The organism is Anaeroglomus insulsum (genome assembly GCF_050689095.1).
GTDB classification, from domain to species: Bacteria; Planctomycetota; Phycisphaerae; order Sedimentisphaerales; family Anaerohalosphaeraceae; genus Anaeroglomus; species Anaeroglomus insulsum.
Genome location: NZ_JBOGCL010000001.1, coordinates 129,919 through 152,726, shown reverse-complemented (window position 1 = coordinate 152,726; position 22,808 = coordinate 129,919). Strand labels below are relative to the sequence as shown.

The following is a 22,808-nucleotide window of genomic DNA, read 5'->3' as shown; positions in this document are numbered from 1 at the left end:
GTTTGGAGAATTTATGCCGACAATTAATCAGTTAGTTCGTAATGGCCGTAAACAGACGGGCAAAAAAAGAGTTTCGGATATTTCCGGAAGCCCCCAAAAGCGCGGCGTGTGTCTGATTGTCAGAACTCAGACCCCCAAAAAGCCCAACTCGGCGTTACGAAAAATCGCCCGTGTGCGATTAACCAATGGGACCGAAGTGACCGCTTACATTCCGGGTATCGATCACAACCTGCAGGAACACAGTACGGTGATGATACGTGGTGGTCGTGTGCGTGACCTGCCAGGCGTTCGTTATCATATTGTTCGCGGAACGCTGGATACCGCCGGTGTCAACGGACGCAAACAAGGCCGCAGTAAGTATGGCGCCAAAAAAGGTAAGTAAGGATTTGTTCTGTATTCGATGATATGGATACAGATAAGCCATAAAATAGAGCCTGTGAAACCTTAACTACGATAGCAAGGTGTTTGAATGGGAAGAAAAAAATTTGTAGAAGCAGATAGTCGATATTTAATGCCGGATCACCGGTATCAGAGCAAGCTGGTATCGAAATTTATCAATTGCATGATGTGGGACGGCAAGAAGAGCCGTTCACAGCAGGTGTTTTATGAGGCGATGGATATCATTGCCAAGCAAGTCACTGACAATACGCCAATCGAAGTGTTTGAGACGGCCATTGAGAACGTCAAGCCGATGCTGGAAGTTCGCAGCAAGCGTGTCGGTGGTGCCAGTTATCAGGTTCCAATGCAGGTGCGTCCCAAGCGTCAACAGTCGCTGGCTTTTCGCTGGATTCTGGCGGCGGCCCGCGGCAAGAAAGGCAAGCCGATGGCACAGCGTCTGGCTTCCGAACTGCTGGATGCATTCAAGCGTGAAGGCGCTGCAATGACCACACGGGAGAATGTCCACCGTATGGCCGAAGCCAATAAGGCCTTTGCGCATTTTGCCTGGTAATCAAGGGTTTGAAAAATCCTGCCACGGTCGGCATCAGCAACCGTGGCAGTTTTTTATATAGAGACAGCCAGTCCGACCTAGACATGCGAGTCATCGTATGTCGGCTGCGGGCACGGCTGTTTTCGTTTTATTGCGGCAAGAGGATTATCCCGTATTTCAATCACTGAATGACTTATGGCAGAGGATCTGACAAAGGTAAGAAACATTGGCATCATGGCCCACATCGACGCGGGCAAGACCACCGTTTCGGAACGCATTCTGTACTTTAGCGGCAAGACATATAAAATCGGTGAAGTACATGACGGTACGGCCGTGATGGATTATCTGGAAGAAGAACAGCAGCGAGGGATTACAATCACCTCGGCTGCAACCAAATGTCCGTGGAAAGGATACGATGTCAATCTGATTGACACTCCCGGCCATGTGGATTTTACCGCCGAAGTCGAGCGATCATTACGAGTGCTGGATGGGGCGATTGCGGTGTTTGATGCGTCCGAAGGGGTGCAGGCTCAATCGGAAACCGTCTGGCGCCAGGGGCAGAAGTATCATCTGTCCTGTCTGATCTTTATCAACAAGATGGACAAAATCGGTGCTGATTTTGAGATGTGCATGAAAAGCATCCGAGAGAAGCTGGTGGCCCATCCGGTTGCGGTGCAGTTGCCCATCGGACAGGAATCGTCTTTTCAGGGGATGGTGGATCTCATTACCATGAAGGCGGTTTATTTCAAGCAGGAAGAGAAGGCGGCCAGCTTCTGGGAGGAGGAGATTCCGGCGGAATGGGCCTCTCAGGCGGCTGACTTGCGCCATACGATGCTCGAGGCTGTTGCTGAGTTTGATGAAGAATTGCTGGACCTGTATCTGCATGACAAGCCCATTCCGGAAGAGGTGATTCGCAGGGCGATTCGCAAGGGGACGGTAGCCAATAAAATCAATCCGGTTTTGGTTGGGTCTGCGCTGAAGAATATGGGGGTTCGACGGTTGCTGGATGCGGTGGTCTATTATCTGCCGTCGCCGCTGGATCGCCCGCCAGCGGTGGGATTTAAGGGGGGGAACAAGAATCAGCAGATTGAAGTGGTCTGTGATCCTCATAAACCACTGGTTGCTTTGGCGTTTAAGGTGGTCAGCGATAAACACGGGGATTTATATTTTCTGCGAATCTATCAGGGAACCTTGTCCAAGGGTGTCCGCGTTTATAACCCCAATCGCAAAACCAAGGAAAATATCACACGATTGTTTCACATGCACGCTGCGGACAGATTTCTTATCGACAGTGCCGGGGCGGGCGATATTGTGGCTGCCCTTGGCTTGAAAGATACCTTGACTGGCGACACCCTGTGTGACAGCAAGGAAGATATCATGCTGGAGACGATTACCTTCCCGGAGACGGTGATCAGTATGTCAATTGAACCGGTTTCGGCGGCCGAACGGAACAAACTGGGCGAGGCGTTGAATACCCTTCGCAAAGAAGATCCGACGTTCAAATATAAGTATGATGCCGAAACAGGGCAAACGATTATTAGCGGTATGGGAGAATTGCATTTAGAGATTCTCCAGAATAGATTAATCCGAGACCTCGGGGTCAAAGTACGGGTTGGTAAGCCCCGTGTTGCGTACAAAGAAGCGATTCTCAAAGCGGCAGAGGGTGAAGGCAAGTTTATCCGTCAAACAGGTGGGCGTGGTCAATACGGCCATGTTGTCATTCGGATTGAGCCATTATTTGCCGAGGATGGTCATTACGCTAAAGAAAATGAATTTGAAAATGCGATCATTGGTGGTTCAATACCCAAGGAATATATTCCCGCTATCGAAAATGGAGTGATGGAGGGTCTAAGCAGCGGCAGTCTTGCAGGGTATCCTGTTGTCGGTGTGAAGGTAACGCTGCTGGATGGCTCGTTTCATACGGTGGATTCCTCTGAACTTGCCTTTGAACAAGCTGCGATTATTGCATTACGGGATTTACTGCCGAAGGCTGATCCGGTAATACTGGAGCCAGTAATGCGGGTACAAGTGATTGTGCCTGAGCAGTATTTTGGTGCAGTGCAGGGTAATTTGGTGTCCAAACGTGGTGAAATCACCAATTCCCATGTCCATGGTGGGGTGCGGGTTATCGATGCCAAGGTTCCCCTGGGTGAGATGTTTGGGTATTCCAGCCAGATTCGCAGTGCAACGGCGGGGCGTGGCACCTTTACGATGGAGCCGTTAAACTATGAACGTGTGCCACAGCAAGTTTCTGAAAAAATTCTTATGGGAAGCTATTGACAAAGCAGCTGGACTATAGTATAGTCCCCGTTTCCGGCCGAGCGAGCACGATGATAATGGATTCTGTGCGATTCGAGTTGGGCTGTCATCTCAGAGCGAGATTTTAAGGACGGCAATGAATGCCCGAAAGGGCAAAAGAGCCAAAATAGTCCTGCATAACGACTTACAGCAAGTGGTGTGCAGCAGGTACCACGACTGATTTTGGCATTCCGGTGGTTTTATAGACCTGCCGGAAATATTGAAGGTAAGGCGAATCTGATGCCTTTCCTGCCTATTAAAAAAAGAAAAAAAGGAAGCGATCCAGAGCACGATTCAGTCTGATTCTATCTGGATAGAAAAATCCTGTTTTTTTCTTGTGTTTTTTGTGTGAAATTGTTATTCTTCTAAACTTTCTATATTTTGGTAGTAGATACTGTAAGTACAGATTAAGGGTTAACCATGACGGAAACCGAACGCATCAGAATAAGAATGGAAGCCTATGATCACAGGGCTTTGGACAGCTCGGCCAAGGAGATTGTCGAGCAGGCCCGTCGTACCAACGCACGGGTGAGTGGTCCAGTTCCGCTGCCGACACGTATCGAACGTTATACGGTATTGCGGAGTCCTCATATCGACAAAAAGTCGCGTGAACAGTTCGAAATGAGGACGCACAAGCGTTTGATTGACATTTATGATGCGAATGCCCGCACGGTCGAGGCTCTCAACAGGCTGGTCGTCCCCGCGGGTGTTTTTGTTAAGATTAAAGCGTAGTCCGATAATCAGGCCGTGCTTAATCGTAATTTTGGATAAAAATCGGGAACAGTAAGAGTAGGACTCGAAGGAAATAGACCATGGTAATGTTGCTGGGAAAAAAGATCGGCATGACACAGGTGTATGATGATGCCGGTCGCATGACAGCGGTGACGGTGATTCAGGCTGGTCCCTGCACTGTGATGCAGGTAAAAAAGCCGGAAACCGATGGATACACTGCAATACAGCTCGGATTTGATGACAAAAAGCCTTGTCGGGTACGCAAACCTGAAGAAGGGCATGCCAAAAAGGCCAATACGGTGGCCAAACGGTTTGTGCGGGAATGGCGGATGGACGGCGAAGAGCCGAAATTTAATCCCGGCGATCAGGTGGATGTGAACCTCTTTGAGGGGGTAACCTATGTCGACGTGACCGGTACCAGTAAAGGTAAAGGCTACCAGGGTGTGATGAAGCGTCATGGCTTTGGTGGTTTTCCGGCCTCACACGGTACAGAACGTAAGCACCGGGCCGGCGGTTCTATTGCCAGCCATGCCACCAACCGCGGTAACAGCGGTAAGCCCAAACGCGGCAAACGGATGAGCGGCCGGATGGGGAATGAACGGGTAACCGTGAAAAATCATAAACTGATTTCTATCGATCCGGAGAATCACCTGCTGGTGGTTAAGGGGAATATTCCCGGTGCCAACGGCAGCTATGTAGAAGTCCGGACAGCGAAAACGAAAAAGTAAGATGGCAGCAGATTCCGACTGGAACATAATATGATTGACATTGCAGTATATAATCGAGATGGTAAAGAAGTCGAAAGCCTGAAGGTGGACGAAAGCGTGTTTGGTGGTGTGGTTCGTCATGCCCTGATCAAGCAGGCGGTGGTGATGTATCAGGCCAACAAGCGGATTGGTACCGCTGCAACCAAGCAGAAAAGTCTGGTCGAAGGGTCGACCCGCAAGCTGTATAAACAGAAGGGGACCGGTAATGCCCGTATGGGTCAGGTTCGGACGCCCTCGCGAGTCGGCGGCGGTGTCGCATTCGGCAAAAAGATGCGTGATTTCAGCAAAGATATGCCCAAAAAGCAGCGTCGCCTGGCCTGCGATTCGGCGATTCTGGCCAAGCTGCAGGGGGGGCATGTCGTGGTGGTTGATGAGCTGAATTTTGACGCTCCCAAAACCAAAGAGTTTGCCCGTGTGCTGGGGAATTTAAAGATTAATCGCAGCTGCCTGGTTGCCGTCAAGGATCGCAATGAGAATTTGATCAAATCGGTTCGGAACGTCCCGAAGGTGGAACTGATGCAGGTTGCGGACTTGAATGCGGGAAGCATATGCAACCGGGTCAAGATGCTGTTTACCAAAGACGCATTTTTGACGCTGTTAAACCGGGAACAAAATAATTAATTTCGTACGCAGGTGGTATCCAAGATGAACGAATACAATGTAATAGTCAGGCCGATTGTGACCGAGCAGGGGATGCATTTTGCCAATGCCAAAAATGCCTATTCCTTTGAGGTGCACAAGGATGCCAACAAGATTCAGATACGGGATGCGGTTGAAAAGCTGTATAACGTTAAAGTGCTGAATGTCCGCACGGCCAATGTCAGAGGCAAAGTTCGCCGCAGAGGTCGGTTTTTCGGAACGACACGGAGCTGGAAAAAGGCCGTGGTGGTTCTGCATAAAGACAACCGAATCGATTTGTTCTAAAGATAACGCGAATCTAAAGCAGGAAATTGAGAAAAGATTATGGCAATCAAGATTTATAAACCCACGAGCAACGGACGGCGTAACTCCTCCGTGATCGATTACAAGGCGGTCCTGACGAACACCGAGCCGGAGAAGAGCTTGTGTGTGCGTATCAAAAAAAGCGGCGGCCGGAATCATCATGGCGTTACAACCGTTCGGTTCCGCGGCGGCGGCTATCGACGAATCTATCGCATTATTGATTTCCGTCGTGATAAAGATGGTGTCGTCGGCAAGGTCATGAGCATCGAATATGATCCCAACCGCAACTGCTTTATTTCGCTGATTCAATACAGTGACGGCGAGAAGCGGTATATCCTGGCTCCTGAAGGTCTCAAGCCGGGCATGACGGTGGAAAGCGGTGTCAATATTGAAGCCAAAGTCGGAAATTGTCTTCCGCTGTATGCCATCCCGGTTGGTGTGGAAATTCACAATATCGAAATGAATGCCGGTCAGGGCGGCAAGCTGGTTCGTACTGCCGGCGGGGTTGCCCGCCTGATGGCTAAAGAAGGCGATTGGGCTACGGTTGTTCTTCCCAGCGGTGAAATGCGTGTTATCCGCAAGGAATGCCGTGCGACCATTGGCCAGCTGAGCAACTCGGATTATCAGAATGTCAGCATCGGCAAGGCAGGCCGTTCACGTCATATGGGGATCCGTCCCCATGTCCGCGGCAAGGCACAGAACCCTGTGTCTCACCCGATGGGCGGTGGTGAAGGTCGATCCAATGGCGGTCGTCATCCCTGTTCTCCGACCGGTGTTCCGGCCAAGGGCGGCAAGACGCGGAATCCCAGAAAGGTTTCGAATAATCGCATCATTCGCCGTCGCAAGAACAATCGCGGAATTCAGCTGGTTCTCTAACGTCAAATAGCAAGAGCAGAAATTCTTAGGAAATAGATAGAGGAAAGTCAATGGGACGTTCTCAGAAAAAAGGGCCTTTTGTGGATGAAAAGCTGTATCTGAAAGTCCAGAAACAGATACAGAGCGGCAAAAAAGAACCGATTAAAACATGGGCCCGCGCCTGCACCATTATTCCGGAGTTTGTGGGATATACCTTTATGGTTCACAACGGCAAGATGTTCCACAAAGTATTTATTACGGAAGATATGGTAGGACATAAGCTTGGTGAATTTTCGCTGACTCGCACCTTCCGCGGACATTCAGGCAATAAGGCGGAAGCCAAGGCGTAAAGCGTCATCGACGGAGAAATCAAGGCTAATCAGCTAATCATGGCTGAGCGTTTAGAGGTTAAATAACGATGTTAAGTTCGAAGAAATTTACAAAACTGGCACAGCAGCGAAGCGTAAGCGTACAAACACTGGCCGATCATCTGGTTCGCGGCGGGATGGATAAGGATGCGGCGGTGGCAGCCGTGAAGAACTGGCAGAAAGGTCTATTTACGCCCAAGCCCGGCAAGCAGGATGTGGAACGTCTGGCGAGTGCACTGGGTGTGCATGTCAACGAGATTTCCGAATGGAAGTCCTCTTACAATTATGCCCCGATGTCGCCCCGCAAGGTTCGCCTGGTGACCTCCTTGATTCGCGGTCGTGATGTGCAGGATGCGATTGACATCCTGACCTTCACGCGTAAACGGGCTGCCGAAGCGGTGTGCAAGACACTCAAGGCTGCGATTGCCAATGCAGATGAAAGCGAAGCAGATATGGATAACCTGGTGGTTTCAGAAGTTCGGGTCGATGGGGCCGGCAGACGCATCGGCACCAAGGGATTCAGAGCCAAAGACCGCGGTCGGGCCCATGCGATTCGCAAAGAAGCCAGTCATATACATGTTACAGTCTCAGAATTTTAATTCATAATAACGGGTAATATATGGGTCAGAAGACATCACCAGTCGGGTTCAGAACGGGCATAACGCTCGGATGGCAGAGTACATGGTTTGCACCAAAAGCCAACTACGGCGAGTTTCTTATTGAAGATTATAAGATTCGCGAGTTTGTTGACAAGAAGTTCAATCGACAGCCGCCTTATGCAGCGGTTTCCAAGACGGAAATTGCCCGGACCCGTAACGAGGTGAAAATTACGCTGCATACCGCTCGTCCGGGTATGGTCATTGGTCCCCGCGGCGCCGAAGTGGATAAACTTCGCGAGGAGCTGGAAAATCTCATTGATCGCAAAGTCAGTGTCAATGTCATCGAAATCAAGGAACCCGCTCTGGATTCCAAATTGGTTGCCGAAGGGATTTCGGAGCAGTTAAAGAAGCGTGCTTCATTCCGCCGTGTGATGAAAATGGCTTGTGAGAATGCCATGAATGCCGGGGCCAAGGGAGTGAAGATTATTATCAGCGGTCGTTTGGGCGGTGCTGAAATCGCTCGCAGCGAAGCCCAGAAAATGGGTTCTATTCCGCTGCAGACCCTGGATGCCAATGTGGATTACGGTGTGGCCACCGCGGTGACTACCTATGGCAGTATCGGGATTAAGGTGTGGATTTACAAAGGCAAATTTGGTGAAGAACTGACACCGGTATCGCGGCCTGCAGAGCGTCGTCGCCCGCAGCGGACCAAGAGTCGCAAGAGTCGTCAGGATGTCGCATCCACCCGCACTCCCGCAGGCCAGGAAGAAACCGACTTTGCGGATACCGGCGATCAGGAACAGAGCACAGAAAACAGCTAATCGCAACACAGATACGATAGAGGGAAGTAGTTATGGCTTTAATGCCCAAAAGAGTAAAATATCGCAAACAAATGCGCGGCAGGATGCGCGGCAATGCGTGTCGATGCAATTATGTTGCCTTCGGAGAATACGGCCTGCAGGCAGTGGAAGGCAGCTGGATTACCGGCCGGCAAATTGAGGCTGGTCGTATCGCAGCGACCCATTTTTTGCATCGTGAAGGCAAAGTGTATATTCGGATATTCCCCAACCATTCCTATACGGCCAAGCCCCTCGAAACCCGTATGGGTAAGGGTAAAGCCGAAGTCGAAGGCTGGGTGGCCCGAGTCAAACCCGGAACCGTGATGTTTGAAATCGGCGGCGTGGATGAGCAGGTAGCCAAGCTTGCATTGCTCCGCGTGGCGCACAAGATGCCTATTAAATGCCGTCTGGTTACTCGGCGGCATGCGCTCGGATAAGAAAGGAATACTATGAAGTCTTCGCAAATCCGCGATCTGAGAAACGATGAACGCCAGGAAAAGCTCCAGGAGCTCAACCGGAAGCTGTACGAGCTTCGCTGTCAGGCGGTGACAGAGAATCTTCCCAACCGTCACGCGATTCGCAATATTCGCAGGGACATTGCCCGCATCAAGACGTTTATCCGGCAGGATCAAATTAAAGGTTGAAAGACAACTAACTCATTTCGCCTAAGTGCTGGCGGACCAGGTGATACAAAGGTTGAACATGGAAAAAGAAAAAGTCAAAACACAACGTGCCGTGGTCATCGGCAAAAGCACCGACAAGACCATTAAGGTTCAGATTGATTTCCTGGCGCGTCATCCGAAATATGGAAAGTATCTTCGTCGTCGAACACGGCTGGCCGTTCATGATCCCAAGAACCTGGCCGGGGTTGGCGATGTGGTGGAAATTACAGAGTGCAGGCCCATCAGCAAGAATAAAAGCTGGCGTCTGCTGAACGTGGTTCAAAAGGCTGTCGTAGAATAAAGGGTGAGCCGTGATACAGCAAGAAACAATGTTGGAAATCGCCGATAACAGCGGTGTTAAAGAAGCGCAGTGTATTCGCGTTCTCGGCAAGAGCAGCGCACGAAAAGGCAAATATACCCGGGTTACCGCAACAGTCGGTGATATCGTCTGTGTGGCAATCAAGAAGTACCTGCCAAGCTGTCAGTTGGATCGGAAGAAAGTGTATAAATGCGTTATTGTCCGCACGAAATTCCCGGTACGCCGGCCCGACGGCAGCTATGTCCGCTTTGATACCAATGCAGCGGTCATTATCGATGCGGAAAAGAATCCGATTGGAACACGTATTTTCGGTGCGGTGCCGAGAGAGCTGCGTGACAAGAACTTTATGAAAATTATTTCGCTGGCCAGTGAAGTAGTCTAAGGCCTCTGTCAGGATATCAGATATGGCAATGCATGTTAAAAAAGGCGATACAGTACAAGTGATTTCCGGAGACAGTCGGGGTGTAACCGGTAAAATCCTGCGGGTAATTCCAGACAAAGGTCGTGTGGTCGTGGAAGGGGTGAACCTGGCTTACAAGCATGTTCGACCCTCCCAAAAGAATCCGCAGGGTGGCCGTATTCGTGTGGAAAAACCCATTCACATCAGCAATGTCCTGCCGCTGGACCCCAAAACCGGCAAAGGCACGCGGGTTCGCATGGCGGTGGATGGCAAAGCCAAGAAACGTGTCTCCAAGGCCGGCAACGAAATCAGTGTTGTGACCAAGGCAAAGAAAAAGTAACGAGAAGGTAAACTATGGCTCGCTTAAAAGATTTATATAAAAGCAAGATAGCCGCATCTCTTAAAGAGAAGTATGGCTATTCAACCGTGATGGCGGTTCCCCGGCTTCAGAAGATTGTTGTTTCCATGGGTTTGGGCAAGGCCATCCAGGACAAAAAGTATCTGGACCTTGCGATCAAAGACCTGACGACGATAACCGGCCAGAAGCCCCAGGTGTGTAAAGCCAAAAAGAGCGTGTCGAATTTCAAGGTACGCGAAGGCGACAAGACCGGTCTGAAGGTGACGCTCCGCAAGGATCGTATGTACGAGTTCCTGGATCGCCTGATCAACCTTGCGATTCCGCGAGTCAAGGACTTTCGCGGGTTGAACCCCAATGGTTTTGATGGCATGGGAAACTATTCGATGGGGCTGGATGAACAAAGCGTTTTTCCGGAAATTGACCCGGCCAAGATTGAACATCAGCAGGGGATGAACATTACCTTTGTGACCAGTGCGAAAACAAATGAGGAAGGCCGGGAACTGCTGCGGTTGTTTGGAATGCCGTTCAAGTCCTGATCCGGAAATTAAGAGACGATAATTGGAGTAAAGTATGGCAACCAAGGCATGGGTAAACAAAGCCGCAAAGAAACCAAAATATAAAAGCCGCGCCTATACACGCTGTCAGATTTGCGGGCGTGCCCGGGCGGTATACAGAAAATTCAAAATCTGCCGCGTCTGCTTCCGCAAGATGGCAAACGAAGGCAAGATACCTGGCGTTAAAAAGGCCAGCTGGTAACCCAAAACATTAACCTAACAGTAACAACCGTTTGGAGTAGATTGAATGAGTCTGAGTGATCCGATTGCGGATATGCTGACAAGAATCCGGAATGCCGGCAGAGTCGGCCGTCAGGAAGTCAAAGTGCCCAGCAGCAAGGTCTGCCTGGGAGTTGCTTCCGTGTTGAAAGAGGAAGGCTTCATCAGCGATTTTGACCGGATTGATGACGGGAAGCAGGGTTTGCTGCGAATTCGCCTGAAATATGCACCCAGCGGCGATCATCTGATCAGCGAGATCAAGCGGGTTAGCAAGCCCGGTCGCAGAATCTACTGCAGCGTGGATGAGTTGCCCAAAGTGCTTGGTGGGCTGGGAATATCGATTGTGTCCACCAGCAAAGGAATCTTAAGCAATAGAGGATGCCGCAGAGAAAACGTCGGCGGCGAAATTATTTGTACGGTGAGCTAAATGAGTCGCATAGGAAAAAAACCAATACTGGTTCCGGCTGGCGTCAAGATTGAACACAGCGGGACATCGTTCAAGGCTACCGGCCCCAAGGGAACATTGCAGATGACCCTGCATCCGGATATTGCAGTCCGTGTTGAAAACAACCAGATTGTCGTATCCAATGACGACGTGAATAATCGTCAGAAAAAGGCGTTGCATGGGACCACCCGGGCACTGATCCAGAACATGATCATTGGCGTGACCAAAGGGTATCAGCGTGACATGCAGATTTTCGGTACCGGCTATAACGTCAAAGAGCAGGGCGGCAAACTGATTCTGGCCGTCGGGTACTGCAATACGGTGGAAGTGCCGATTCCCAAGAGTGTCAAGGTGGAAATTAAGGTGGCGGCGACCAAGGGAAATGAAACTCCGGCGGTCTTTACCGTCAGCAGTGCCGACAAGCATGCTCTCGGACAGTTTACGGCGAATGTGCGTCGTGTACGTCCTCCTGAGCCATATCAGGGCAAGGGTATTCGTTATGCGGATGAGCATGTGGTTCGCAAAGAAGGCAAGGCACTGGCTTCCGGTGGGTAAGCCACGGGTACAGATGACAGGAGTGATTCACGGCCTGACAGCCGCTTGAAATAATAGAGGAAATATTGATATGCTCAGAGATCGAATTCAACATACAAAAATCCGGCGTAACTGGCGGTCCCGGTCAAAAGTATTTGGTATGCCCGAGCGTCCGCGTCTGGTGGTTTTTCGTTCCAGCCGGCACATTTACGCTCAGATTATTGATGATGTTGCTGGAGTAACCCTGGCCTCGGCAAGCACCCTGGCCAAAGGGGTTAAGGAAACGCTTAAAAAAACCGGGAATAAAGATGCCGCCGCCGCAGTCGGGTCGGCACTGGCCAAACGTGCGATGGAAGTCGGCATCAAGGCAGTGTGTTTTGACCGGAACGGATATAAGTATCATGGACGTGTGAAGTCCCTGGCCGATGCGGCTCGCAAGGCGGGACTGGCGTTTTAATCGGATGAAAAATAAACCATAGACAGGTTTTTGATAACGGAGAGCAAAGTTGGCTGAGGAAGCAATCAGAACAGAAATGCACGGCGAGCAGCCGCTGGAAGAGACAGTGGTTAAGGTCTATCGTAACGCCAAGGTTGTCAAAGGCGGCAGACGCTTCAGCTTCGCGGCTCTGGTCGTAGTCGGGGATCGTAATGGAACCGTTGGGTATGGCTATGCCAAGGCGAATGAAGTGCCCCCGGCCGTAGAAAAGGCGATCAAAGACGCCAAGAAGAATCTGAAGAAAATAACCGTGGTGAATGATACCCTGCCGCATGAGGTCCGAGGCAAATGCCGTGCGACGGATATCATTATGCTGCCGGCCGGACCGGGAACCGGTGTGATTGCCGGGTCCAGCGCCCGAGCGATGCTGGAATTGGCTGGCATCCGCAATGTGCTGACCAAGGTGTACGGCAGTCGTTCGCCCAAAAATGTAGTGAAAGCAGTTATGGCCGGACTGGTCAAGCTCCAGAACAAAGAAACAATCGAAGCTCTTCGTGGCGTACAGATTGAAGCTTAAAAAAGGACGTGAGTGCGATTATGTATATGCATGAAATTACTGCAATAGCCGGAGCGCATAAGAAACGCAAACGGGTTGGACGCGGCAAAGGCAGCGGACATGGAAAGACCTGCGGACGCGGTCACAAAGGCGACAGAAGCCGTTCCGGATTCTCTCTGCCGCTGACGTACGAAGGTGGACAGATGCCCCTGTTCCGTCGCCTGCCCAAGCGTGGGTTTAACAATGCCAATTTTACGACACGTTATGAAGTGGTGAATGTATCGCAGCTGGAACGAGTGTTTGAAGATGGTGCGGTGGTGGGCGTTCAGGAATTGTATGTTGCCGGGCTGCTCGACAGCCAGACCAGCCGCGTGAAGATCCTGGGCGATGGCGAATTGACCAAAAAATTAAACGTATCGGCCCATAAGTTCAGCAAGAGTGCCGAGCAAAAAATATCCGGCTGCGGTGGTACGATTAAAGTCGTAGCCTGAGAATCATAACGGAAAAGGATTTTCAGATGCTGGGAACATTTATCAATATCTTCAAGATACCGGATCTCAGGAACAAGATTTTGTTCACGGTGGCTTTGCTGTGCATTTATCGAATCGGTTTCTATATCCCGGTTCCGGGTTTTAATCAGCTCGCCACGGAAGCCCAACAGGAGGGGGATAGTCCTCTGAGTCGAGCGACGGATTATCTGGAAATGTTTACCGGCGGCACGCTGAGCCGAAGCAGTCTGTTTGGCCTTGGCATTATGCCGTATATCTCGTCATCCATTATTCTGATGCTGCTGGGCGAGGTTATTCCCTCCCTTCGCAAGCTCAGGCAGGAGGGGGCGACCGGCTACAAAAAAATCCAGGAATATACCCGCTATCTGACGGTGCCCCTGTGTGTCCTTCAGGCGATGATGTATATGCGAATGTCGTCTTTGGATATTTTTACGGGCATGAAAACGCAGGCGATCCTGATGGGCATTGTCGGCATGACGGCCGGCACGATGTTTCTGATGTGGCTGGGGGAACAAATTGATGAGTACGGCATCGGAAACGGGATCAGTCTGTTGATTATGGCCGGCATTCTGGCTCGTTTTCCCAAGGCCGTTATTGATGTCTGGAAGAACACCACGTTCCAAATCGGCGGATCGCCCAGCCAGTATGGGCCGGGTACCATTATCTTTCTGATTGCGGCATTTATTTTTGTGGTTGCCGGCGCTATTTTGATTACCCAGGGCCAGCGGCGAATTCCGATTCAGCAAGCCAAGCAGATGCGCGGGCACCGCATGTATGGTGGTCAGCGTCATTACCTGCCGCTGCGGGTCAACCACGGCGGTGTAATGCCCATTATCTTTGCCTCCAGCTTGATGATGTTTCCACAGATCATTTTGGGACAGATTATGAACCATTTCCCCAATCTGTTTACCAATACCTTGTATAATGCGTTTAACCCGACCGCGTATACATACAATGTGGTCTATATTATTATGATTTTTGTCTTTGCGTTTTTCTGGACAACCGTCCAGTTCCAGCCCAAAGACATGGCCAAAAATCTTCGTGATCGCGGCAGCTTTATTCCCGGTCTTCGTCCGGGCCAGCGGACAGCGGAATATCTTGAAACGGTGATGATTCGGATCACGTTCTTTGGGGCGGCGTTTCTTGCGATTATCGCCGTCATTCCGAGTGTGGTTTCGGGGATGCTGGGTGTCAATTATATCGTTACGTCCTATCTGGGCGGTACGGGGTTGTTGATTGTCGTCAGTGTGTCGCTGGATCTTGTCCAGCGGATCGAAGCGAACCTCTTGATGCGCAACTATGAAGGCTTTACGGATGCTGGGCGAATCAAAGGAGCATACCGATGAGACTGATTCTGCTCGGACCTCCCGGTGCCGGCAAGGGTACCCAGTGCAAACGCATCATTGACAAGTATAAGATAGCTCATTTGTCCAGCGGTGATATTCTTCGTGCGGAGCGGGCTGCGGGAAGTGAATTGGGTAAAAAGGCCCAAAGTTATATGGATTCCGGAGCGCTGGTTCCGGATGATTTGATCATTGATATGATGGTCAAAGCCATGACCGGTGCATCGAAAGGGTATGTCCTGGACGGCTTTCCTCGCACGACGGTTCAGGCCGAAGGGCTGGATAAGGCTCTGGCCAAAGCTGGCGAAAAGATTAATGCGATTGTGAATCTGATTGTGGACGACGCGTTGATTCTGCCGCGGATGACCGGCCGGCGCAGTTGTCCCAAGTGTGGAGCGGTGTACCATATTCAAACCCTTAAGCCCAAAATCGAAGGCAAATGTGACAAGGGATGTGGGGATTTGGTCCAGCGTGCCGATGATACGCCTGAAGTAGTGGGCAATCGGTTAAAAACGTATCACCAGCAAACGGCTGCCGTGGTGGGGTATTATCAATCCAAAGGCGCCACCATTCTGGACATTGATGCGGCACAGGAAATTGATCAGGTGACCCAGGCAATTTTCCAGAAGCTGGATACACTGAAGAAATAGGTCGTTGCTCATGGCGATAACGCTGCGAAGCAGCCGTGAAATAGAAATGATTCGCAAGGCCTGTGTGGTGGTTGCGAAGGTTCTTTTAAAATTGCAGGAATATGCCAGGCCGGGTATGTCTACCGCCCAACTGGATGAGCTGGCTCTGGAAATGACTGCGGCCGCGGGTGCAAAGGCCCTGTTTAAAGGGGTTCCTTGCCCGTATGGCGGCAGGGCGTTTCCGGGTGCGATTTGTGCCTCGCTCAATGAGCAGCTTGTTCATGGGATTCCCTCGCCGAAAGTGATTTTGCGGCAGGGTGATATCCTCAGTGTGGATTTCGGCGTCAAGCTGGATGGGTATTGCGGCGATGCGGCAGTGACTTTCGGGATCGGTGCGATTACTCCGCAAAAGCAGAGGCTGATTGATACGACCCGAAGGATGCTCGATATTGCCATCGAACAGTCTGCTCCGGGTGTCAAATGGAGTACCGTCGCTGCCCAAATGGAAGAGTGTGCCCGGAAGGCCGGATTTTCAGTTGTTCGAGATTTCGTCGGGCATGGGATCGGCACCGAAATGCATGAGGATCCCAAGGTTCCTAATTTTGTCAGCAAGGACCTGCTGCGGCACGATATTCTGCTTCAGGAAGGCATGGTCCTGGCGGTTGAACCGATGGTGAATGCCGGGAAATATGCCGTGCGTACCCTGTCGGATGGATGGACGGTAGTGACCAGCGATGGGAGCTGTTCGGCTCATTATGAGCATACCATTGCTATAACCAAACATGGTTGTGACGTTTTAACCGACGCCACAGAAGTCTATAAGACCAGTAATTAAAAGGTATTATGTCGAAAGAAGATGCTATCAGGCTCGAGGCCAAGGTGATTGATGCTTTGCCCAACGCGATGTTCCGGGTGGAGCTGGAAAACGGCCATCGAATCCTGGCGCATGTGTCTGGAAAAATGCGAATGCATTTTATTCGTATTCTCCCGGGTGATAAGGTCACAGTTGAAATGAGTCCTTATGATTTGACCCGAGGACGAATTATTTTAAGAAGCTAATTGATACTGATGGAACTACGGTGAGATTATGAAAGTACGAAGCTCCGTAAAACGAATTTGCGAAAACTGTAAACTGATTCGGCGTAAAGGCGTCCTGCGGGTGATATGCTCAACCAATCCGCGTCATAAGCAGCGCCAGGGCTGATTGTTGGAAAACCCTTAGAAACTCAGGAGATGATATGCCTCGTATTGTTGGTGTGGATATACCGAATGATAAGCCCGCTTGGGTATCGCTGGCTTATATCCATGGGATCGGCTACTTTTTAGCCAAAAAGATTCTCAAGGAAGCAAACATTGACCCCCAGGTTCGTGCAGGAAAGCTGACCGAAGACGAAGTCAGCCGTATCAGTCAGATTATCGACCGGGATTATCTCGTCGAGGGTCAGTTGCGGCGTCAGGTGGCTCAGGATATCGCGCGGCTGCGTGAAATCAACTGCTACCGGGGCATCCGTCATAAACGGGGACTTCCAGTCCGCGGCCAGCAGACTCAGAGTAATGCCAGAACCCGTAAGGGCAAACGCAAAACTGTGGCCGGAAAGAAAAGCGTCAAGGAAATGCGTTAGTAGTTTGGCTGCCTGAGGCCTGGCTGTTCAGCCGGGCCGGATGAGCAGGGCCGAAGACTGCGTGTTCGATGGAGCCGGTACAGAGGTACAAAATAAACGGCGAACAAATCAAACAAACGAAAACGATTTGGGATTGCAAGCGAAATGGCTAAAGGCGTTAAAAAGAAAGTTAAAAAGAGTGTTGTTCGTGGTATCGTTCATATTAAGGCAAGTTTCAATAACACTCTGATATCGATTACCGATGCAGATGGTGCGGCGATCTGTCAGGATTCCGGCGGATCGGTTGGCTTTAAAGGCTCACGCAAGAGTACTCCTTTTGCGGCTCAGAAAGCTGCCGAGAAATGTGCGAAAAATGCGATGCGTGTCGGACTTCGGGAGGTGGAAATTCGTGTCAAGGGTCCTGGTGCCGGCCGCGAATCTGCCATTTCCGCCATCCAGCAGGCTGGCCTTCGGATTTCGTCCATCGAAGACGTAACCCCGATACCGCACAATGGATGCAGGCCTCCGAAACGCCGCAGAGTATAAACACGATTATAAACGTAACAGATTAAGATAAGGAATACGAGCGAATATGGGACGTTATCTTCAACCGTCATGCCGGCTTTGCCGTCGAGAAGGAATGAAACTGCTGCTGAAGGGTACCCGGTGCGAAACCGCCAAGTGTGCCATTGAAAAGCGTCAGAAAAGTATGGCTCCCGGCCAGCACGGCTGGCGGAAAGGCCGTGGCAGTGATTATGCGGTTCGGCTCCGTGAAAAACAGAAGCTCAAACGCTACTATGGCCTGCTTGATACGCAGTTTATGAAATTCTTCGACATGGCTCTCAAGGGGAAAGGCGACACCGGTAAGCGTCTGCTGGAACTGCTTGAACGCCGGTTGGACAATGTGGTTTATAAACTGAACTTTGCTCCATCCCGCAAAGCCGCCCGTATATTGATTTCGCATGGTCATATTTATTTGAATGGCCGTCGCGTGGATATTCCCAGCATTTTGGTTAAAGTCGGCGACAAGATTACACTGAAGAATTCCGAAAAGACCCGCAAGCTGGTCAAGGCTCAGCTCGAAAGCAATCCCAATTATGCCGTGCAGGGGTGGCTTCAGTTTGATGCATCCAAGCCCATGGCGACGGTTGTCGCGCTGCCGACTCGGGATGATGTCCAGCTGGCGGTAGAAGAACAGCTCGTTGTTGAATTCTGTTCACGATAAGTGTTAATGTAATAGAGAGAAAGTCACAGCGGACGGATACCGGATAGCGTATTGGATTTTGCCTGCCTTTTCAATCGCTGAGAACATCTGTCCTTGTGGGAGGCTAAGAAATTATGAGAATAACCTGGAGAGGTTTGGAACTACCGACTCGTATTGTTCGTGACGAACAGGTTTCCAACGATCGGTATGGAAAATTTGTTGTGGAACCGTTTGAACGCGGTTTCGGGACGACTATCGGCAATAGTCTTCGCCGTGTGCTATTGTCTTCGCTGGAAGGCTGTGCCGTCGAGTGGATTAAAATTGCGGGTGCCGACCATGAATTTACCACCCTCAAAGGCGTGATGGAAGACGTTACCGATATCGTTCTGAATGTCAAGCAGATTATTGTCCGGATGCAGGGCGATGCCCCCCGAACCGTCAAGCTGTCTGCAGACAAGGTCGGCCCGGTTACAGCCGGGATGATTCAATGCGATTCGTCGGTTGAGATTCTCAATCCTGATCTGGTGATTGCCACGCTGACTGAGGATGTCAAGTTTGAGATGGAGCTGGGCATCGGCATCGGTCGCGGATACTCAACCGCTGCGGAAAGGATCGCCCAGAAGGATCGGTTTGACCAGCAGTTGGGGCTGATTGAAGTGGATGCGATTTATTCACCGGTTCTGCGAGTGCGGTATAAAACGGAAGATACCCGTGTTGGCCAGAGAACAAACTACGATAAGCTGATTCTGGAAATCTGGACCGATGGGACTGTCGCCCCGCAAATTGCTTTGGTGGAAGCATCCAAGATTTTGCGGAAATACATTAATCCGTTTGTGCAGTATTCCGAGCTTGAAGAAGAAACGGTCGAACAGGAAGCGGCTGCAACGGAAACGGGCAAGGCGGCTGTCGATGAAGAGCTGGCTGCCAAGTTGGCCATGCCGATTGAACAGTTGAACTTGACGGTTCGGTCCAGCAACTGTCTGGAATCCAACAATATCCAAACTGTGGGCCAGTTGGTCAGCATGGCCGAAGCGGATCTGCTGAAGATTCGCAGCTTCGGCAAAACAAGCCTGCGTGAAGTCCGACAGAAACTCGCAGACCTGGGCTTGTCACTTGGAATGCAGGTCCATTAACATAAGATTAAGTAGAAGCTAACCGTAAATTAAGGGTAATTGAATATGCGTCATTTAAGAGCCAGAAGACGTCTGAATCGGACCAGTGAACACCGCAAAGCGATGTTGCGTAATATGACGGCGTCGCTGTTTGAACACGGAACCATTTCGACGACGATTCAAAAAGCCAAGGAAGTGCAGCGTTTTGCCGAAAAATTGATTACCACAGCCAAGGCAGGGACCTTACATGCTCGTCGTCAGGCAATTGCCACGCTGAATAATCGTGCTATCTATGTCGAGGAAGATGGCCAGAATGTCCGCAAGGGCACCGTCATCGGCAAGCTGTTCAGCGATATTGCTCCGCAGTATCTGGATCGTCCCGGAGGCTATACTCGTATTATCAAGTTGCCCAAGACTCGTTTGGGTGATAATGGCCAGTTGGTTCTGCTGCAGTTAGTCGGCCAGGAAAAGAAAGACGAAGCACCGGCCCCCGAGAAAAAGGCCAAGAAAGCCCAAAAGGCTGAGTAGCCCCTTATCCCGGTATTCAAAGCCCGATGAACTGGTTTTCATCGGGCTTTTTTTATTGGGCTGGCCGATTGATAGTGATAAAATCATGTTCGGTGATAGTCAGAATAAGATTGGCATGACATTAATTCTGGAGATTCAATCCCATGATGCAGACAGATTGTATTTTTTGTAAAATTGTGGCTGGGCAGATCCCTTGTTACAAAGTCTTTGAAAATGACGGTGCATTAGCATTTCTTGACATTGGTCCCATTAGTACCGGGCACACGCTGCTGATTCCCAAGACCCATGTGGACCGCATCGATCAATGCCCACCGGAGCTTTTGGCTAAGATAGTCCAAGTCTTGCCGATGCTTGCCAAGGCTGTTGCCACGGCGGTGGATGCTCCGGCTTTTAACATCCTTTGCAATAACGGTTCCGCGGCTGGACAGGTTGTCAGGCACCTGCATTTTCACATTATTCCGCGACACGAAAAAGACGGCGTATTGACTCAGTGGCCGGCCTTTAAATATCCCGAAGGCCAAGCCGCAATGCTGTGTCAAAAAATGATTGAAAACTTGAAAAAATAACCGACAAAGGGTTGCGTATTCGTGGGTTCTGTGTTACATTAATACATTCCTGAACGCGGGGTAGAGCAGTCTGGTAGCTCGTCGGGCTCATAACCCGGAGGTCAGTGGTTCGAATCCACTCCCCGCCAATGCATAAATCACGTAGGGACAAGTGGTTATGCTTGTCCCTTTTTTGTGCGCCAACTCGCCTTTGGCCGGACCTGCTCATCAATCTCATCTTGTGTTATTGTAAGCAAAGTGGATAATCCAGCTCTTGAGGATTGAGAAATTCATGCATACAGAGTCAAAATGGTCTGCCCCCTTATAATTGTGCCATTGATAAGCTTAAGATTGCTCTGTAACTGAGCCCGGAATTACAGGAAAATTCGGATGAAGAAAAATCGGTTTACAGAAGAGCAGATTATGCGGATCTTGCGGCTGGCCTGGGTGGCGGACATAGGGCACCTCTTTCACAGATTGTCCACCCCGGCCCAGATGAGACTTGTGTTGCGGCCAAGTCCAGCGATATCAATTCCTGATCTGTTCGCGATTGCAGAAGTATCCTGGTCGATTGGGGCAGGACATTGACTTATTGTGAAAAGGTATTCATTTGGCGGATCATGTCTGCAATGATGTCCCGGTTGACACTGATACGCGGCCCTGCGGTGCCTGAGGTAAACAGCCCAGCCAGATACCACTGGCCTGAGGTGTCTTGAATAAACCACGGTGCTCCGGAATTGCCCTCATTGCCGCAGGCCTCATAGCGAATATAATCGCCTTTATCGACAGGGTCATATCCGAAGACCAGCATCGGCATGGTTTTTTTATAGAGCACAGCTCCAGCGATGATATTGCGTCCCCAGTGCAGTGTCCCTGGTGCGCGAATCCGCTGGATCTGCTTGCGTTCGGTTTCGGTGCATTCCCCCCAGGGTTTGGGATAGCGTTCTATCTTGCCGAAAGAACCGATAGTAACCACTTTCCCGACTTCATCGAATTGATTGTACAACGGGATGGGTTTCCCAATCCTGGCGTCAATCATGATATTCGGGTCAGCAGGGCTGGTCATGATGACCCGGCATACCATAATATCGCGTGTATGATCATGGCGTTCATCCACAATAATATAGTCTCTGTCCGGAAGCCCATGCCCATGTCGTTTGAGTTTATAATTTACCGGCCATTGGGGATGACTGCCTTGGATAATCTGTTTCCAGTGGGCCGCGGTGATAATATAGTTGGGTGCAATAACCGTCGCAGTGGCAAACCATTGTTGTGACAGTGGCCATTCGATACCCACAAGACTTTCCACGGGTGGGTGCGGAGAAAACCCCTTTGGGCCGCTGGTGATAAAGCTGATATCATTGGGGTCAGTGCCAAGGATTTCATTTGGCTGATACTGAAGTCCGGTTGCTGTGCAAGACATTAGCAGTAACGAAAAACAAAGGTATTTTCTGGTGGACATCGTTTATCCTGTTCATTGACAAATAGAGTACGGTAGTCGGCTGTTGATGTTTCATAGCGTATTATATCTTTAGGATTCAAAAAGCAAAGAGCAATGGGCAAGTTGACTTTTTTTTTACAGGGGATTACAATAATGAGGTTGAGACTGACGTGATTAGACACCGGGGGGGTGGGAGAACAGGTATGCGGCTATTTGTAAGTCTTGGTGGCAGCTCGATTAACGAATTGAAATTCGACCGTGGACCAATTTATATTGGCCGACAGACCGGCAGTCAGGTTTTTCTCCCTGATGCGAAGGTGTCCCGTCAGCATGCGGTGATTTACACCACCCGAGATGGAACCTGGATTATTGAAGATCTGGGATCCGCCAACAAAACCTATCTGAATCAGACGGCAATTCATAAAAGTGAACTGAAAAATGCCGATACAATTCAAATTGCCGATTTTATCATCCGGGTCAGCCTCGAAGAGGATGATGTTGATGTCAACAAGATCACCCAAATGGAAGACACCGTGGTGGGGGATCAAATTCGCAAAGACTTGCATACCGTGGAACGTAATGCAGATGCTGGCGACGCTCCTCCAATTAAATTTCCTGCCAAACGCATCAAACAATTTTGCCAGGCAATGGATAAAATCACATCCGCAAAAGGCTTACAGCAATTGTATGTGACATTGAGCGACTTGCTGTTAGGGCAATTTCAGGCGGCAAATGTCTGGATTGGGTTGAGTAAAATTCCGAATGGGCCGATGGAAGTGCAGGGCGGACGGAAGATTAATACCGAAATTCTGCAGCGTGCTGATCTGGCAATCCCGGCCAGCCTCAATGAGGTTCAGGAAAAACATATTCCACTGCTGGTTCACCAGCTTCCCAAGCAGATTACCAATCGTGGGATACGGTCCGTGATTATCTCGCCGATTATATTTGAAAACAACTGTTTTGGAGTGGTTTATCTGGAGAACTCAATTGAGCATTCTCATTATACTCTGGCAGAGCTGGATTACCTGCTGATCATTACGACGTTTATCGGGTGTTATATCTCAAAAATGGATAAGCGATAAAGA

Annotated in this window: 36 protein-coding genes and 1 tRNA gene; 36 read left to right on the top strand and 1 reads right to left on the bottom strand. The window is 50.2% G+C overall.

From position 1 onward, the window contains the following. The first annotated feature begins 13 nt into the window (after nt 1–13). The 35 genes from rpsL to ACQ9LF_RS00480 all read left to right on the top strand — a co-directional run bounded on the left by rpsL (nt 14) and on the right by ACQ9LF_RS00480 (nt 20,431). Nucleotides 14–382 (top strand): 30S ribosomal protein S12, encoded by a 369-nt coding sequence (gene rpsL / locus ACQ9LF_RS00650; RefSeq protein WP_462487427.1) that lies wholly within the window; start codon nt 14–16, stop codon nt 380–382. A gap of 87 nt (nt 383–469) precedes the next feature. Beyond that, nucleotides 470–949 carry a 30S ribosomal protein S7 gene (rpsG, locus tag ACQ9LF_RS00645; RefSeq protein ID WP_462487426.1) on the top strand — a complete coding sequence of 160 codons (480 nt, stop codon included), beginning with the start codon at nt 470–472 and terminating at the stop codon, nt 947–949. A 174-nt stretch (nt 950–1,123) separates the two neighbouring features. Beyond that, nucleotides 1,124–3,208 (top strand): elongation factor G, encoded by a 2,085-nt coding sequence (fusA, locus tag ACQ9LF_RS00640; protein WP_462487425.1) that lies wholly within the window; start codon nt 1,124–1,126, stop codon nt 3,206–3,208. Between the two features lie 438 nt (nt 3,209–3,646). Continuing rightward, nucleotides 3,647–3,958, top strand: coding sequence for a 30S ribosomal protein S10 (gene rpsJ / locus ACQ9LF_RS00635; RefSeq protein WP_462487424.1), 312 nt, complete (start codon nt 3,647–3,649; stop codon nt 3,956–3,958). A gap of 80 nt (nt 3,959–4,038) precedes the next feature. Continuing rightward, on the top strand, nt 4,039–4,686 hold the full coding sequence (rplC, locus tag ACQ9LF_RS00630) for a 50S ribosomal protein L3 (RefSeq protein WP_462487423.1): 648 nt from the start codon (nt 4,039–4,041) through the stop codon (nt 4,684–4,686). A gap of 30 nt (nt 4,687–4,716) precedes the next feature. Continuing rightward, on the top strand, nt 4,717–5,346 hold the full coding sequence (gene rplD / locus ACQ9LF_RS00625; RefSeq protein WP_462487422.1) for a 50S ribosomal protein L4: 630 nt from the start codon (nt 4,717–4,719) through the stop codon (nt 5,344–5,346). Between the two features lie 24 nt (nt 5,347–5,370). After that, entirely contained in the window at nt 5,371–5,649 is a 279-nt protein-coding gene (gene rplW / locus ACQ9LF_RS00620; RefSeq protein WP_462487421.1) for a 50S ribosomal protein L23, read from the top strand. Between the two features lie 39 nt (nt 5,650–5,688). Further along, entirely contained in the window at nt 5,689–6,543 is an 855-nt protein-coding gene (gene rplB, locus ACQ9LF_RS00615) for a 50S ribosomal protein L2 (RefSeq protein WP_462487420.1), read from the top strand. A gap of 50 nt (nt 6,544–6,593) precedes the next feature. Further along, nucleotides 6,594–6,872, top strand: a complete 279-nt coding sequence (gene rpsS / locus ACQ9LF_RS00610) for a 30S ribosomal protein S19 (RefSeq protein WP_462487419.1) — start codon at nt 6,594–6,596, stop codon at nt 6,870–6,872. A 68-nt stretch (nt 6,873–6,940) separates the two neighbouring features. Then, nucleotides 6,941–7,489, top strand: coding sequence for a 50S ribosomal protein L22 (gene rplV / locus ACQ9LF_RS00605; protein ID WP_462487418.1), 549 nt, complete (start codon nt 6,941–6,943; stop codon nt 7,487–7,489). Between the two features lie 20 nt (nt 7,490–7,509). Continuing rightward, the gene (rpsC, locus tag ACQ9LF_RS00600) at nt 7,510–8,310 is read left to right on the top strand and encodes a 30S ribosomal protein S3 (RefSeq protein WP_462487417.1); all 801 of its coding nucleotides are present in this window, start codon (nt 7,510–7,512) and stop codon (nt 8,308–8,310) included. Nucleotides 8,311–8,342: 32 nt separating this feature from the next. Then, nucleotides 8,343–8,765, top strand: coding sequence for a 50S ribosomal protein L16 (rplP, locus tag ACQ9LF_RS00595; RefSeq protein WP_462487416.1), 423 nt, complete (start codon nt 8,343–8,345; stop codon nt 8,763–8,765). Between the two features lie 12 nt (nt 8,766–8,777). Continuing rightward, entirely contained in the window at nt 8,778–8,972 is a 195-nt protein-coding gene (gene rpmC / locus ACQ9LF_RS00590; protein WP_462487415.1) for a 50S ribosomal protein L29, read from the top strand. Nucleotides 8,973–9,030: 58 nt separating this feature from the next. Beyond that, complete coding sequence (gene rpsQ, locus ACQ9LF_RS00585) at nt 9,031–9,291, top strand: 30S ribosomal protein S17 (protein WP_462487414.1); 261 nt, start codon at nt 9,031–9,033, stop codon at nt 9,289–9,291. A 10-nt stretch (nt 9,292–9,301) separates the two neighbouring features. Further along, complete coding sequence (rplN, locus tag ACQ9LF_RS00580) at nt 9,302–9,691, top strand: 50S ribosomal protein L14 (protein WP_462487413.1); 390 nt, start codon at nt 9,302–9,304, stop codon at nt 9,689–9,691. 28 nt (nt 9,692–9,719) lie between these two features. After that, the gene (rplX, locus tag ACQ9LF_RS00575) at nt 9,720–10,049 is read left to right on the top strand and encodes a 50S ribosomal protein L24 (RefSeq protein ID WP_462487715.1); all 330 of its coding nucleotides are present in this window, start codon (nt 9,720–9,722) and stop codon (nt 10,047–10,049) included. Nucleotides 10,050–10,063: 14 nt separating this feature from the next. After that, complete coding sequence (gene rplE, locus ACQ9LF_RS00570; RefSeq protein WP_462487412.1) at nt 10,064–10,603, top strand: 50S ribosomal protein L5; 540 nt, start codon at nt 10,064–10,066, stop codon at nt 10,601–10,603. A gap of 34 nt (nt 10,604–10,637) precedes the next feature. Further along, nucleotides 10,638–10,823, top strand: coding sequence for a type Z 30S ribosomal protein S14 (locus ACQ9LF_RS00565; RefSeq protein ID WP_462487411.1), 186 nt, complete (start codon nt 10,638–10,640; stop codon nt 10,821–10,823). Between the two features lie 45 nt (nt 10,824–10,868). Then, nucleotides 10,869–11,267 carry a 30S ribosomal protein S8 gene (gene rpsH, locus ACQ9LF_RS00560; protein ID WP_462487410.1) on the top strand — a complete coding sequence of 133 codons (399 nt, stop codon included), beginning with the start codon at nt 10,869–10,871 and terminating at the stop codon, nt 11,265–11,267. Further along, complete coding sequence (gene rplF, locus ACQ9LF_RS00555; RefSeq protein WP_462487409.1) at nt 11,268–11,840, top strand: 50S ribosomal protein L6; 573 nt, start codon at nt 11,268–11,270, stop codon at nt 11,838–11,840. Between the two features lie 70 nt (nt 11,841–11,910). Continuing rightward, nucleotides 11,911–12,276, top strand: coding sequence for a 50S ribosomal protein L18 (gene rplR / locus ACQ9LF_RS00550; RefSeq protein ID WP_462487408.1), 366 nt, complete (start codon nt 11,911–11,913; stop codon nt 12,274–12,276). A 49-nt stretch (nt 12,277–12,325) separates the two neighbouring features. Next, the gene (gene rpsE, locus ACQ9LF_RS00545; RefSeq protein WP_462487407.1) at nt 12,326–12,832 is read left to right on the top strand and encodes a 30S ribosomal protein S5; all 507 of its coding nucleotides are present in this window, start codon (nt 12,326–12,328) and stop codon (nt 12,830–12,832) included. A gap of 20 nt (nt 12,833–12,852) precedes the next feature. Continuing rightward, nucleotides 12,853–13,302, top strand: a complete 450-nt coding sequence (rplO, locus tag ACQ9LF_RS00540; protein WP_462487406.1) for a 50S ribosomal protein L15 — start codon at nt 12,853–12,855, stop codon at nt 13,300–13,302. A gap of 26 nt (nt 13,303–13,328) precedes the next feature. Next, nucleotides 13,329–14,666: a preprotein translocase subunit SecY gene (gene secY, locus ACQ9LF_RS00535; protein WP_462487405.1), complete on the top strand. Its 1,338-nt coding sequence runs from the start codon at nt 13,329–13,331 to the stop codon at nt 14,664–14,666. Next, the gene (locus ACQ9LF_RS00530) at nt 14,663–15,313 is read left to right on the top strand and encodes an adenylate kinase (RefSeq protein WP_462487404.1); all 651 of its coding nucleotides are present in this window, start codon (nt 14,663–14,665) and stop codon (nt 15,311–15,313) included. Before secY ends, ACQ9LF_RS00530 begins: the two co-directional genes overlap by 4 nt. A gap of 10 nt (nt 15,314–15,323) precedes the next feature. Next, nucleotides 15,324–16,127, top strand: coding sequence for a type I methionyl aminopeptidase (gene map / locus ACQ9LF_RS00525; RefSeq protein ID WP_462487403.1), 804 nt, complete (start codon nt 15,324–15,326; stop codon nt 16,125–16,127). A gap of 8 nt (nt 16,128–16,135) precedes the next feature. Then, entirely contained in the window at nt 16,136–16,351 is a 216-nt protein-coding gene (gene infA, locus ACQ9LF_RS00520) for a translation initiation factor IF-1 (RefSeq protein WP_462487402.1), read from the top strand. Nucleotides 16,352–16,379: 28 nt separating this feature from the next. Continuing rightward, on the top strand, nt 16,380–16,496 hold the full coding sequence (gene rpmJ, locus ACQ9LF_RS00515) for a 50S ribosomal protein L36 (RefSeq protein WP_462487401.1): 117 nt from the start codon (nt 16,380–16,382) through the stop codon (nt 16,494–16,496). A 34-nt stretch (nt 16,497–16,530) separates the two neighbouring features. Further along, nucleotides 16,531–16,914 (top strand): 30S ribosomal protein S13, encoded by a 384-nt coding sequence (gene rpsM / locus ACQ9LF_RS00510; protein WP_462487400.1) that lies wholly within the window; start codon nt 16,531–16,533, stop codon nt 16,912–16,914. Between the two features lie 144 nt (nt 16,915–17,058). Further along, nucleotides 17,059–17,439 (top strand): 30S ribosomal protein S11, encoded by a 381-nt coding sequence (rpsK, locus tag ACQ9LF_RS00505; protein ID WP_462487399.1) that lies wholly within the window; start codon nt 17,059–17,061, stop codon nt 17,437–17,439. 46 nt (nt 17,440–17,485) lie between these two features. Next, on the top strand, nt 17,486–18,118 hold the full coding sequence (gene rpsD / locus ACQ9LF_RS00500; RefSeq protein ID WP_462487398.1) for a 30S ribosomal protein S4: 633 nt from the start codon (nt 17,486–17,488) through the stop codon (nt 18,116–18,118). A 113-nt stretch (nt 18,119–18,231) separates the two neighbouring features. After that, a complete protein-coding gene (locus tag ACQ9LF_RS00495) occupies nt 18,232–19,230 on the top strand; it encodes a DNA-directed RNA polymerase subunit alpha (RefSeq protein ID WP_462487397.1) in 999 nt (332 codons plus the stop codon). Nucleotides 19,231–19,275: 45 nt separating this feature from the next. Beyond that, a complete protein-coding gene (rplQ, locus tag ACQ9LF_RS00490; RefSeq protein ID WP_462487396.1) occupies nt 19,276–19,737 on the top strand; it encodes a 50S ribosomal protein L17 in 462 nt (153 codons plus the stop codon). Nucleotides 19,738–19,880: 143 nt separating this feature from the next. Next, the gene (locus ACQ9LF_RS00485) at nt 19,881–20,303 is read left to right on the top strand and encodes an HIT family protein (protein ID WP_462487395.1); all 423 of its coding nucleotides are present in this window, start codon (nt 19,881–19,883) and stop codon (nt 20,301–20,303) included. A 54-nt stretch (nt 20,304–20,357) separates the two neighbouring features. Next, nucleotides 20,358–20,431: transfer RNA gene (locus ACQ9LF_RS00480), tRNA-Met, on the top strand. A 440-nt stretch (nt 20,432–20,871) separates the two neighbouring features. Here the strand turns inward: ACQ9LF_RS00480 and ACQ9LF_RS00475 are convergent. Further along, the gene (locus tag ACQ9LF_RS00475; RefSeq protein WP_462487394.1) at nt 20,872–21,744 is read right to left on the bottom strand and encodes a trypsin-like serine peptidase; all 873 of its coding nucleotides are present in this window, start codon (nt 21,742–21,744) and stop codon (nt 20,872–20,874) included. A 182-nt stretch (nt 21,745–21,926) separates the two neighbouring features. On the opposite strand from ACQ9LF_RS00475, the gene ACQ9LF_RS00470 reads away from it, so the two are divergent. Next, nucleotides 21,927–22,805 carry an FHA domain-containing protein gene (locus ACQ9LF_RS00470; protein ID WP_462487393.1) on the top strand — a complete coding sequence of 293 codons (879 nt, stop codon included), beginning with the start codon at nt 21,927–21,929 and terminating at the stop codon, nt 22,803–22,805. The last annotated feature ends 3 nt before the right edge of the window (nt 22,806–22,808 follow it).

Bases quoted from the DNA above. Each gene is read 5' to 3' on its own strand.
- rpsL (WP_462487427.1), top strand. From the start codon at position 14: ATGCCGACAATTAATCAGTTAGTTCGTAATGGCCGTAAACAGACGGGC.
- rpsG (WP_462487426.1), top strand. From the start codon at position 470: ATGGGAAGAAAAAAATTTGTAGAAGCAGATAGTCGATATTTAATGCCG.
- fusA (WP_462487425.1), top strand. From the start codon at position 1,124: ATGGCAGAGGATCTGACAAAGGTAAGAAACATTGGCATCATGGCCCAC.
- rpsJ (WP_462487424.1), top strand. From the start codon at position 3,647: ATGACGGAAACCGAACGCATCAGAATAAGAATGGAAGCCTATGATCAC.
- rplC (WP_462487423.1), top strand. From the start codon at position 4,039: ATGGTAATGTTGCTGGGAAAAAAGATCGGCATGACACAGGTGTATGAT.
- rplD (WP_462487422.1), top strand. From the start codon at position 4,717: ATGATTGACATTGCAGTATATAATCGAGATGGTAAAGAAGTCGAAAGC.
- rplW (WP_462487421.1), top strand. From the start codon at position 5,371: ATGAACGAATACAATGTAATAGTCAGGCCGATTGTGACCGAGCAGGGG.
- rplB (WP_462487420.1), top strand. From the start codon at position 5,689: ATGGCAATCAAGATTTATAAACCCACGAGCAACGGACGGCGTAACTCC.
- rpsS (WP_462487419.1), top strand. From the start codon at position 6,594: ATGGGACGTTCTCAGAAAAAAGGGCCTTTTGTGGATGAAAAGCTGTAT.
- rplV (WP_462487418.1), top strand. From the start codon at position 6,941: ATGTTAAGTTCGAAGAAATTTACAAAACTGGCACAGCAGCGAAGCGTA.
- rpsC (WP_462487417.1), top strand. From the start codon at position 7,510: ATGGGTCAGAAGACATCACCAGTCGGGTTCAGAACGGGCATAACGCTC.
- rplP (WP_462487416.1), top strand. From the start codon at position 8,343: ATGGCTTTAATGCCCAAAAGAGTAAAATATCGCAAACAAATGCGCGGC.
- rpmC (WP_462487415.1), top strand. From the start codon at position 8,778: ATGAAGTCTTCGCAAATCCGCGATCTGAGAAACGATGAACGCCAGGAA.
- rpsQ (WP_462487414.1), top strand. From the start codon at position 9,031: ATGGAAAAAGAAAAAGTCAAAACACAACGTGCCGTGGTCATCGGCAAA.
- rplX (WP_462487715.1), top strand. From the start codon at position 9,720: ATGCATGTTAAAAAAGGCGATACAGTACAAGTGATTTCCGGAGACAGT.
- rplE (WP_462487412.1), top strand. From the start codon at position 10,064: ATGGCTCGCTTAAAAGATTTATATAAAAGCAAGATAGCCGCATCTCTT.
- ACQ9LF_RS00565 (WP_462487411.1), top strand. From the start codon at position 10,638: ATGGCAACCAAGGCATGGGTAAACAAAGCCGCAAAGAAACCAAAATAT.
- rpsH (WP_462487410.1), top strand. From the start codon at position 10,869: ATGAGTCTGAGTGATCCGATTGCGGATATGCTGACAAGAATCCGGAAT.
- rplF (WP_462487409.1), top strand. From the start codon at position 11,268: ATGAGTCGCATAGGAAAAAAACCAATACTGGTTCCGGCTGGCGTCAAG.
- rplR (WP_462487408.1), top strand. From the start codon at position 11,911: ATGCTCAGAGATCGAATTCAACATACAAAAATCCGGCGTAACTGGCGG.
- rplO (WP_462487406.1), top strand. From the start codon at position 12,853: ATGTATATGCATGAAATTACTGCAATAGCCGGAGCGCATAAGAAACGC.
- secY (WP_462487405.1), top strand. From the start codon at position 13,329: ATGCTGGGAACATTTATCAATATCTTCAAGATACCGGATCTCAGGAAC.
- ACQ9LF_RS00530 (WP_462487404.1), top strand. From the start codon at position 14,663: ATGAGACTGATTCTGCTCGGACCTCCCGGTGCCGGCAAGGGTACCCAG.
- map (WP_462487403.1), top strand. From the start codon at position 15,324: ATGGCGATAACGCTGCGAAGCAGCCGTGAAATAGAAATGATTCGCAAG.
- infA (WP_462487402.1), top strand. From the start codon at position 16,136: ATGTCGAAAGAAGATGCTATCAGGCTCGAGGCCAAGGTGATTGATGCT.
- rpmJ (WP_462487401.1), top strand. From the start codon at position 16,380: ATGAAAGTACGAAGCTCCGTAAAACGAATTTGCGAAAACTGTAAACTG.
- rpsM (WP_462487400.1), top strand. From the start codon at position 16,531: ATGCCTCGTATTGTTGGTGTGGATATACCGAATGATAAGCCCGCTTGG.
- rpsK (WP_462487399.1), top strand. From the start codon at position 17,059: ATGGCTAAAGGCGTTAAAAAGAAAGTTAAAAAGAGTGTTGTTCGTGGT.
- rpsD (WP_462487398.1), top strand. From the start codon at position 17,486: ATGGGACGTTATCTTCAACCGTCATGCCGGCTTTGCCGTCGAGAAGGA.
- ACQ9LF_RS00495 (WP_462487397.1), top strand. From the start codon at position 18,232: ATGAGAATAACCTGGAGAGGTTTGGAACTACCGACTCGTATTGTTCGT.
- rplQ (WP_462487396.1), top strand. From the start codon at position 19,276: ATGCGTCATTTAAGAGCCAGAAGACGTCTGAATCGGACCAGTGAACAC.
- ACQ9LF_RS00485 (WP_462487395.1), top strand. From the start codon at position 19,881: ATGATGCAGACAGATTGTATTTTTTGTAAAATTGTGGCTGGGCAGATC.
- ACQ9LF_RS00475 (WP_462487394.1), bottom strand. From the start codon at position 21,744: ATGTCCACCAGAAAATACCTTTGTTTTTCGTTACTGCTAATGTCTTGC.
- ACQ9LF_RS00470 (WP_462487393.1), top strand. From the start codon at position 21,927: ATGCGGCTATTTGTAAGTCTTGGTGGCAGCTCGATTAACGAATTGAAA.